This window comes from Ferrovibrio terrae (assembly GCF_943372915.1).
Lineage (GTDB): Bacteria > Pseudomonadota > Alphaproteobacteria > Ferrovibrionales > Ferrovibrionaceae > Ferrovibrio > Ferrovibrio terrae_A.
This window is the reverse complement of record NZ_CALSAN010000010.1, coordinates 140,953-149,816: the sequence shown is the minus strand read 5'-3', so window position 1 is coordinate 149,816 and position 8,864 is coordinate 140,953. Positions and strand designations below refer to the sequence as shown.

Genomic DNA, 8,864 nt, shown 5'->3' with positions numbered 1-8,864 from the left:
GCTGCGGTTACGATTTTGGGCGTTTCCGTCATGGCGAGAGGACATAGCACGCGCTGGACGTGCAGGCCAGCCGCCGTTATAGGCGAAGCATGCAGTTTCCCCAGCCCCTCACCCCGGCCATCCTGATCCGCCGCTACAAGCGTTTCCTGGCGGACATGCGATTTGCCGACGGCCATGAAGAAACCGTGCACTGCCCCAATCCCGGAGCCATGCTGGGGCTGGACCGGCCGGGCAGCCGGGCCTGGCTCAAGCCTGGCAGGGGTAAGCTGAACTGGGGCTGGGTGATCGCCGAAGCGGACGGCACCCTGGTCGGGATCGATACCGGCCTGCCCAACAAACTGGCGGCCGAGGCCCTGGCGCAGAACCGCATCCCGGAACTGGCGAATTACAGCCTGCACCGGCCTGAAGTAAAATACGGCACCAACAGCCGGGTTGATTTCCTGCTGACGACGCAGGGCCGACCCGACTGCTATCTGGAAATCAAGAACGTGCATCTGAGCCGGCGGCCACCGCTGGCGGAATTCCCCGACTGCGTCACCGAACGCGGCGCCAAGCATCTGCGCGAGCTGTCGGCCATGGTGGCTGCCGGGCATCGCGCGGTGATGCTGTTCGTGGTCCAGCGCGGCGATTGCCGCCATTTCCGCATTGCCGCCGACTGCGACCCGGGCTATGCCGCCGCCTTCATCGAGGCTAGGAATGCCGGGGTCGAGGCGCTATGTTACGCTTGCACCGTTACGGAGGCCGGCATCGCCATTGCCGACCGGCTTGAAATTGACCCGTAACTTATTGAAATAAAACAGTGAATAATACACCGTGAACCAGAACCAGGCTCGCATCCTCGATACCGAAGACGACGACGATTTCCGTCCCGGCGCCATCCGTCTGCACAAGACCGAGGATTTCGCCAGCATGCGTGCGGCCGGCAAACTCGCTGCCGAGACGCTGGATTTCATCACGCCTCATGTGGTGCCCGGCGTCACCACCGACGAATTGAACACGCTGTGCCACAATTTCATCACCCAGCACGGCGCCGTGCCGGCACCGCTGGGTTATCGCGGCTTCCCGAAATCGATCTGCACGTCGGTGAACCACGTGGTCTGCCATGGCATCCCCGGCGACAAGGTGCTGGAGGATGGCGACATCCTGAACATCGACGTCACCGTGATCGTCGATGGCTGGCATGGCGATACCAGCCGCATGTTCCTGCTCGGCGATGTCGGCGTGAAGGGCAAGCGAATCTGCGACGTCACCTATGAAGCGATGATGCGCGGCATCGAGGTGGTCAAGCCTGGCGCCACCACGGGCGATATCGGCTATGCGATCCAGCAGTTCGTCGAGAAGGAGCGCTTCTCGGTGGTGCGCGATTTCTGCGGCCATGGCCTCGGACGCATCTTCCACGAACCGCCGAATATCCTGCATTACGGCGAGCCGGGCACCGGTGTGCCGCTCAAGGCCGGCATGTTCTTCACCATCGAGCCGATGGTGAATGCCGGCAAGTGGCAGGTGAAGCTGCTGTCGGATGGCTGGACCGCAGTGACCAAGGACCGCTCGCTGTCGGCACAGTTTGAGCATTCGATCGGTGTCACCGAGACCGGTTACGAGATATTCACGCTGTCGCCCAAGGGCTGGCACAAACCGCCATACGCATAGACGGGACGCTTGGCAGAAGCGGGCGCAGACGAGAAACCCCACTTCCACGGCCATCGCGCCAGATTGCGGGCCCGCTTCCTTGAAAGCGCCGGCAGCGGCATACCGGATTATGAAATCCTTGAACTGATACTGTTCGGCGTCTTCCGCAATGGCGATACCAAACCGCTGGCCAAGACGCTGATTGCGGAATTCGGCTCGCTGGCTGGCGCGTTGGCCGCGCCTGCCGAGCGCCTGGCGAAAGTGCCCGGTTGCGGCGATGCGGTGATCGCCGCCCTGAAGGTGACCCGCGAAGCCGGCCTGCGCATGCTGAAGGCCGATGCGACGCAGCGTCCGGCCGTTTCCAGCTGGCAGGCCCTGCTGGACTATTGTCGCGCCGCCCTGCAGCATGAAGGAATCGAACAGTTCCGGATTTTGTTTCTGGATCGCAAGAACCAGGTGATCGCTGACGAGCAACAGCAGCGCGGCACCGTCGACCACACGCCGGTCTATCCACGCGAGGTGGTGAAGCGGGCTCTGGAGCTGAATGCCGCGGCACTGATCCTGGTGCACAATCACCCAAGCGGCGACCCGACACCCTCGCGCGCCGATATCGAGGTGACGCGCCAGGTGATATCAGCCGCTTCGGCGCTTGGCATCGCTGTGCATGACCATCTGATCATCGGCCGCAAGGGCCATGTCAGTTTTCGCGAGCAGGGGCTGTTGTAATCAACGCCGGATCAGCTCCGCAAGAGCATCATGCAGCACCTCAGCATAGCGCCGATGGCCCTCGTAATTCAAATGCCCCTGACCAGTCTGCAGACCAAAGCCCCGCAACACTTTGAGATCGGCGCTGCTGTCTGCACCCATGCTGATCACCAACCGGCTTTCCAGGTCGATGAAACTGATCTGCCGCACCGCCAATGCGCCTTCAATTGTGGTGATCAGAGTGGCCCGGAGCGCACGCTGGGGCGCGCAACTCGCCGGCGGCACCGGTAATTCGCGCAGCGCATATACCAACTTCACGGGCCGGCCAACCCTGCTTACAGCCAGTTCATCAAGGAGTTTTTCTGTCACCTGCCAGTCCTGTATTGGCTCATGGCCTTGCCACAGACGCTGCAACTGCTGCAGACTGGCTGTGAAGCAGGGATCGACAGGTTCCGACAACGGAGCGACAGGGCGCGCCGCCGCCTCGATACCCAGTAGTTTCTGCAGCGGATCGCGACTGCGCAGGTACAGCAATCGCGCCATATCTGACTGCTGTACAGCCCTCAGGAAAATCCGGCCAAGCAAAGTATCGGCCTGCCGCACTGAAAAGCGGTTGCGGAAAGCATAGCCGCGTATCCAACCCCCACTGCCATCCGGCACATAGGCCGGATTGACTCTGTCATCGCGCAGTTCGCCGGTGAGAAAATCAAATGGGCTGGGTATCGACAGCACGATATCGGGATTGAAACTGTAGCCACGTTGCTCGAGGCGGATGAGTTGGCGCAGTGGGCCATTGCCCGACATTGCCAGGTTGACCACTTCTATCTTTGGACTGGCGCCACGATTGAGCCGATCCTGCAGCAATGCACCAAATGTATCGGCATAGGCGACCTGCAAAGCCTCGGTTACAGAATCGCCCAACAGCGCGATGCGCAACGTGCCGGGTGGTTTTTCCTGCGCGATCCCCGCTGGCCCACGCAGACCCAGATCGGTGATCTGTACAGGCGCGCGATTCTCACGCGTCCATATGCCGGATATACCGGGCGTAAAAACATAGCCGGTTTGCGGATCGGGTTGACCCAGGATCGGCTCGATCACCGGCAGAACCCGCCACAGCGGTGTTGCGGCAATAACCTTGAGGCCGGCTTCAAACACAAGGGCGGCGCACAGACCGCCGACGATAAACAGCGCTACAGCGGAAAAGCGGATGCGGCGGGATCTCATCGCAGCGCCTCAGAACCGGAAATAGATGAAAGGATTGATGTTGCTGCTGGGCAGCAGGATCAGCAGCAGCGACAGGCCGATGCACAGCCCCCACAGGAATGGCCCATTCCAGCGCCGCAATGTAAAAAGCGTGCTCCGTCGGTTGAGCCGATACTCTGCTGCATGCAACAAAAACAGGCCGACAATGCCCATTCCAGCCAGCAAGGGCGATGTCGCATCCGCAGGAACCGTCCATGCGGTGATATCCAGCATTACAGCCAGATAATCGAGCGCGAAGCCAAAACTGGGCGAGCGGAATAACACCCAAAGCATTACAACGATGGCCATATGCAGCGGCCAGCGCAACACAAGCGGCAGCATGACGCGATCGCGCAGCGACCGGCAGAGCAGGATATAGAGACCCCAGCCGGCACCCCAGATCACGAAGGTGCCATTGGCGCCATGCCACAGCCCGGCCAATGCCATGCTGCCGACCAGCACGGCCGCCGCACGCAGCCAGCCGCCATGCCCGCCACCCATTGGAATATAGAGATAGTCGCGAATCCAGGTCGACAGGCTAATATGCCAGCGCTGCCAGAAGTCGCGCGGGCCCATGCTCATGTAGGGTGTGAGGAAATTCAGCGGCAGGCGCAAGCCCAGCAGATAGGCGGCGCCGATAGCGATGTCGGAGTATCCAGAGAAATCGAAATAGATCTGGAAGGCGAACAATACCGCGCCAAGCCAGGCCTGATAGGCCGAGTCAGGCGGTGCCGCAAAAAGCTCATCCACAATCGGGGCAAGGCTATCAGCCAGTACCACCTTCTTGAACAGACCCAGCAGGCAGAGTCCCAGGCCATAGGCGATCAGGCGCAGGCGGCGCCGGTTGCCACTGAACAGCCGTTCAATCTGTGGCAGGAACTGCGGCGCCCGCACGATCGGGCCAGCCACCAACTGCGGGAAAAAACTCTTGAACAGGAAGAAGGAAGCAAAAGACCGTGCCGGCGGCGTCTGATGGCGGATCACGTCGATATGATAGGCCAGCGCCTGAAAGCAGTAGAAAGAAATACCCAGCGGCAGACCCGTATCGGTATAGCTGCCGGCCATGCCGCCACCGAACACTAGGTTCTTGTACTTGAAGGCGAAAATCAGTCCGATATTGAGCAGTACGGCGGCCGTGATACGCCAGCGCGGCCGCGTGATGAAAAGCTGGATCAGCCAGTTCAGCCCCACCGTCATCAGGAACACTGTGGTGTCGAAGGGGCCGGCAAAAAAATAGAAGACCAGGCTGGCCGCAATCAGCGCATAGGCCGGTCGGCGCAACCAGACGACCAGCAGCCAGCTGGCGGTCAGCAGAATCAGAAAGGCGAGTGAATTGAACGGCATCGCGACTCTTGGGCCGGAAAGGCCGGGAGTCAGCCTATAGCATGCCAACCCCGATGCCCGAAAGCGCCGTCCCGGGGTTAACGAGCCCCTCCGCCAACCGCTTCAGTGGGCGCCGCCAATCTGTACGCGACGCAGCATCACGCCGGCCAGAATTGCCCCGATCAGCGCTATGACGGCGCAGGCAGAAACACTGAGGAAGAAGCCTTGCGAAAAGGCCTGCCTGGCCGCATCCAGCAGGGCGGCACCGGGGCCCGGTGGCAGTTGTACGGCGACCACCATCGCACCGCCCAGCGTATTGAGCGCGGTCTCCATCGCTGCCGGGGGCAGATCGGGTGGAACCGCAGCACCCATGGTGCTGCGATAGGCCGCTGTGGCCAGGCTGCCGAGAATGGCGATCCCCAGGGCCCCGCCGAATTCCGAACTCGTCTCTGCCAGTGCCGCCGCCGCGCCGGCCCGTTCCGGCGGTGCGGTGCTGACAACCAGATCCGTGGTCAGGGTGAAAACCGGTGACAGGCCGAGACAGAATATGATCGAGCCAAAAATCAGCAGCCAGAACCCGCCCGGCCCTGCAGCCATGCCAACCATGATGTATCCGAGGGTCGTCACCATCAGGCCACCTGCCAAAACGAACCCCGGGCGCATACGACTGATCACCAGCGGAGCCAGCATTGAGCCGATGATGAAAGTGCCGCCCATCGGCGCCATCCACAGACCGGCTTCAAGCGGACTCATCCCCAGCACAAGCTGGAAATATTGCGCCATAAACAGAAACATGCCGAAAGCGACAAAAACGCCGATGATGTTGACAGCCAATGACGTGCTGAAAGCCGGCGCCCTGAACAGCCGCATGTCGATCAACGGATCTGCCAGCCGCAGCTGCCGGCGCGCGAAGGTTGCCCCAATCACAAGGCCGAGCAGGATGCACAACGCCGAAACACCATTGGGACCATCTTCAGCAATCCGCTTGATGCCATAGATCACCGGCAGGACAGCACCCAGTGACAATACGGCGCTGAAAATATCCAGCCGCCCAGCTTTCGGATCACGATATTCAGGCAGCAGGACCGGCCCCAGTATCAACAGCAGCGCCATCACCGGCAGCGCGACCAGGAACACAGATCCCCACCAGAAATAACTGAGCAGCACGCCACCGATCACCGGGCCAAGCGCGCCGCCGGCCGAGAAACTGGCAATCCAGATGCCGATCGCCACCGTGCGCTGACCCGGATCAAGGAACATGTTGCGGATCAGCGAAAGTGTCGATGGGGCCAGGGTGGCTGCGGCAATACCGAGGACAGCGCGGGCGACGATCAGCATTTCGGCGCTGGTGACAAAGGCGGCGAAGACAGACGCTGCACCGAATGCTGCCGCGCCCAACATCAGAAGACGGCGGCGCCCGATGCGGTCGCCCAGCGTGCCCATGGTGATGAGCGAGCCAGCCACCATGAAGCCGTAGATATCGACGATCCACAGCAACTGGATGCTGCTGGGATTGAGCACGGCGCTAAGTTGCGGCACCGCCAGGTTCAGCACGGTCAGGTCCATGGAATAGAGCAGGCAGGGCAGCGCCAGCACGGCCAGCCCGACCCATTCGCGCCGGCCCGCTTTTGGCGGAATAATGGCGGAGGACCCAGCATCCACTGCTGGCTCAATGGCTGACATGGAGAGACTTTCTTATCTGCGCGAGACGTTCTTGTAAAAACTAGACCAGCCTGCTGTCAGGAATCGTCAGCAGACCAGATCAGACGAACAGACCTTCTAGCTTGTCCAGCGAAGCGGTCCAGCCGCGGGTATGGCGGGTCTTGGAATCTTCATCGAACAGTTGTTCGTGAAACAGCGTCAGCAACGTACCATCGCCATCCGGTTTCAGCGTGACCGTAACCTGCGACACGCGTTCGGGCGTGGCGAGCCAGTTCCAGCTGAAGACCAGCCGCTGGTCTGGTACAATCTCCTTATAGGTGCCACCGACTTCATGCTGTTCGTGACTGCGGCCGTCCACATCGGTCCGAAAGGCGATCCGGAAGCGGCCGCCGATCCGCAGATCGATTTCGCTGGCGAGATACTCGCAGTTGCCCGGCCCCCACCACGCGACTATTTGCGCGGGGTCCGTCCAGGCCCGGTAGACTTTGGCGGGCGCAGCCTTGATGCGTCGTTTGAGGGTGAGGCTGGGCTTTTGGGGTGCACCAGCTTGAGCTTGGGCGAGCATGGCTCCTCCTCGACAAAGGCGGCGAGACGGTCAAGCTGGGCCGACCAGAAACGCTGATAGCGGTGCAGCCACTCCATGGCCTGCTCCATCGGACCTGCATTCAGCCGGCAGGTCACTGTGCGGCCGGTCTTGCTGCGGGTGACCAGCCCGGCATCCGACAACACATCGAGATGCTTCATGATGGCGGGCAGCGACACCGCGAAGGGTTTCGCCAGCTCGCTGACTGAAATGCTGTCCTGGGCCTCCAGCTGCGCCAGCAGTGCCCGCCGCGTCGGGTCGGAGAGTGCCGCGAAAGTGCGATCCAGAATGGCGTCTGAATACTTAACCATATGGTTTAGTATTCAGACAAACCGATTCTGAGTCAACCCGGTTTTTTTGAAACCCGCTTACGCGCGGGTTTCCAGCCGATCTGCGCCGAAGCGCACCGTCACCGTTGTGCCCTTGCCGGGCTCAGAGTCCACGGCCACCTGGCCGCCATGCAGCAATGCCAGTTCCTGTACCAGCGGCAGGCCGAGCCCCGATCCCTGGTGCTCGCGCGTCATCACGTTGTCCACCTGGCCGAAACGCTGCAGGGCCTTGGCAATATCGCCCTCGGTCATGCCAATGCCGGTATCGCGCACGCCGAAGGCGATGCCGCCTGATAGCTCGCGTTGCGCGAAGATCACCACCACCCCGCCAGCCGGGGTGTATTTGATCGCATTGCTGAGCAGATTCAGCATGATCTGGAAAATCGCGCGCTGATCGGCCCAGAGCGGTGGCAGGTCTGTCGGCAGTTCCAGCGCCAGCGACACGCTGCCGCCGCGCGCGGCACCCTCAACCTGACGGAGCGCACGAGCCGCCACTGCTGGCAAATCGACCTCGCCTTCATGCAATTCGTAGGCACCCGCCTCGATCCGCGACAGATCCAGGACGTCGTTGATCAGGCTGAGCAGGTGCAAGGCGCTGTCATGGATATGACCGGCATACCCACGATAACGGTCCTCCAGAGGACCCACCACCTGGTCTTTCATCACTTCGGCGAAACCGAGAATCGCATTCATCGGCGTGCGCAACTCATGGCTCATATGCGCCAGAAAAGAGGACTTGCTCTTTGACGCGCGCAGCGCCTGATCGCGCGCTTCCGCCAGCGCATGGTTCATCTCATCCCGCTTGCGGCGCTGCTGCTGTTCTTCCGTGATATCGCGTCCGATGCCGATATAGCCGATGAACTGGCCCTGCTCGTCAAACCGCGGCCGGCCGCTGACACTGATGCAGACCAGGCCACGGGGCCGATTCAGCCATTGCACCTGATTTGCAAAGGGTCGGTGCGCCCGCATCTCGTCGATATGCAGCCGCAGAAAAGGGTCTGCGGAATTCTCATCGCCGAACAGATTGACGCGGGACTGGCCTATATACTGTGCCGCCGGAACGCCCGTGGCCCTCTCGACCTGCTCGGACATATACGTGTAGATGAGATCGGCATCGGTTTCCCAAACCCAGTCAGCACTCAGAGCGGTGACATCGCGAAAGCGCTGCTCGGCTATGCGTCGCCGCTCACCTTCCTGCTGCAGCTGCGCATTGGCTGCTTCCAATGCAGCCTTAAGATCGCCGCTTCCCACCCCAACCGCACTCATCCGCCACCCTCCCGCAGCCGGCCATGCCCCGACTACTGCCTGCGCCACACAATGGCGCAGCATAAATCTTGCTGTAAACGGCGAATTATACTGCCGGTTTTACGCGTCGCGGAATGTTGACGATC

9 protein-coding genes are annotated in these 8,864 nt (G+C 61.3%); 3 read left to right on the top strand and 6 right to left on the bottom strand.

The features are described 5' to 3' along the window. Positions 1–89 precede the first annotated feature (89 nt). The 3 genes from sfsA (at position 90) to radC (ending at position 2,355) form a co-directional block, all read left to right on the top strand. Positions 90–782 (top strand): DNA/RNA nuclease SfsA, encoded by a 693-nt coding sequence (sfsA, locus tag AAG821_RS09505; protein WP_341909923.1) that lies wholly within the window; start codon positions 90–92, stop codon positions 780–782. Between the two features lie 94 nt (positions 783–876). Further along, positions 877–1,650 (top strand): type I methionyl aminopeptidase, encoded by a 774-nt coding sequence (gene map / locus AAG821_RS09500; RefSeq protein ID WP_341910085.1) that lies wholly within the window; start codon positions 877–879, stop codon positions 1,648–1,650. A gap of 9 nt (positions 1,651–1,659) precedes the next feature. After that, positions 1,660–2,355, top strand: coding sequence for a DNA repair protein RadC (gene radC, locus AAG821_RS09495; RefSeq protein ID WP_341909925.1), 696 nt, complete (start codon positions 1,660–1,662; stop codon positions 2,353–2,355). Here radC and AAG821_RS09490 read toward each other — a convergent pair whose 3' ends face one another. From AAG821_RS09490 to AAG821_RS09465, 6 genes are all read right to left on the bottom strand, one after another. Next, on the bottom strand, positions 2,356–3,558 hold the full coding sequence (locus AAG821_RS09490; RefSeq protein ID WP_341909927.1) for a hypothetical protein: 1,203 nt from the start codon (positions 3,556–3,558) through the stop codon (positions 2,356–2,358). Between the two features lie 9 nt (positions 3,559–3,567). Next, positions 3,568–4,920: an MBOAT family O-acyltransferase gene (locus AAG821_RS09485; protein WP_341909929.1), complete on the bottom strand. Its 1,353-nt coding sequence runs from the start codon at positions 4,918–4,920 to the stop codon at positions 3,568–3,570. 102 nt (positions 4,921–5,022) lie between these two features. Further along, positions 5,023–6,582, bottom strand: coding sequence for an MFS transporter (locus AAG821_RS09480; protein ID WP_341909931.1), 1,560 nt, complete (start codon positions 6,580–6,582; stop codon positions 5,023–5,025). A 79-nt stretch (positions 6,583–6,661) separates the two neighbouring features. After that, positions 6,662–7,126, bottom strand: a complete 465-nt coding sequence (locus tag AAG821_RS09475; RefSeq protein WP_341909933.1) for an SRPBCC domain-containing protein — start codon at positions 7,124–7,126, stop codon at positions 6,662–6,664. Next, positions 7,012–7,455: a metalloregulator ArsR/SmtB family transcription factor gene (locus tag AAG821_RS09470; RefSeq protein WP_341909935.1), complete on the bottom strand. Its 444-nt coding sequence runs from the start codon at positions 7,453–7,455 to the stop codon at positions 7,012–7,014. Before AAG821_RS09470 ends, AAG821_RS09475 begins: the two co-directional genes overlap by 115 nt. Before the next feature lie 57 nt (positions 7,456–7,512). Then, entirely contained in the window at positions 7,513–8,739 is a 1,227-nt protein-coding gene (locus tag AAG821_RS09465) for a HAMP domain-containing sensor histidine kinase (RefSeq protein ID WP_341909937.1), read from the bottom strand. Between the last annotated feature and the right edge of the window lie 125 nt (positions 8,740–8,864).

Coding starts and splice junctions, on each gene's coding strand:
- sfsA (WP_341909923.1), top strand. CDS start 90: ATGCAGTTTCCCCAGCCCCTCACCCCGGCCATCCTGATCCGCCGCTAC.
- AAG821_RS09490 (WP_341909927.1), bottom strand. CDS start 3,558: ATGAGATCCCGCCGCATCCGCTTTTCCGCTGTAGCGCTGTTTATCGTC.
- AAG821_RS09485 (WP_341909929.1), bottom strand. CDS start 4,920: ATGCCGTTCAATTCACTCGCCTTTCTGATTCTGCTGACCGCCAGCTGG.
- AAG821_RS09480 (WP_341909931.1), bottom strand. CDS start 6,582: ATGTCAGCCATTGAGCCAGCAGTGGATGCTGGGTCCTCCGCCATTATT.
- AAG821_RS09475 (WP_341909933.1), bottom strand. CDS start 7,126: ATGCTCGCCCAAGCTCAAGCTGGTGCACCCCAAAAGCCCAGCCTCACC.
- AAG821_RS09470 (WP_341909935.1), bottom strand. CDS start 7,455: ATGGTTAAGTATTCAGACGCCATTCTGGATCGCACTTTCGCGGCACTC.
- AAG821_RS09465 (WP_341909937.1), bottom strand. CDS start 8,739: ATGAGTGCGGTTGGGGTGGGAAGCGGCGATCTTAAGGCTGCATTGGAA.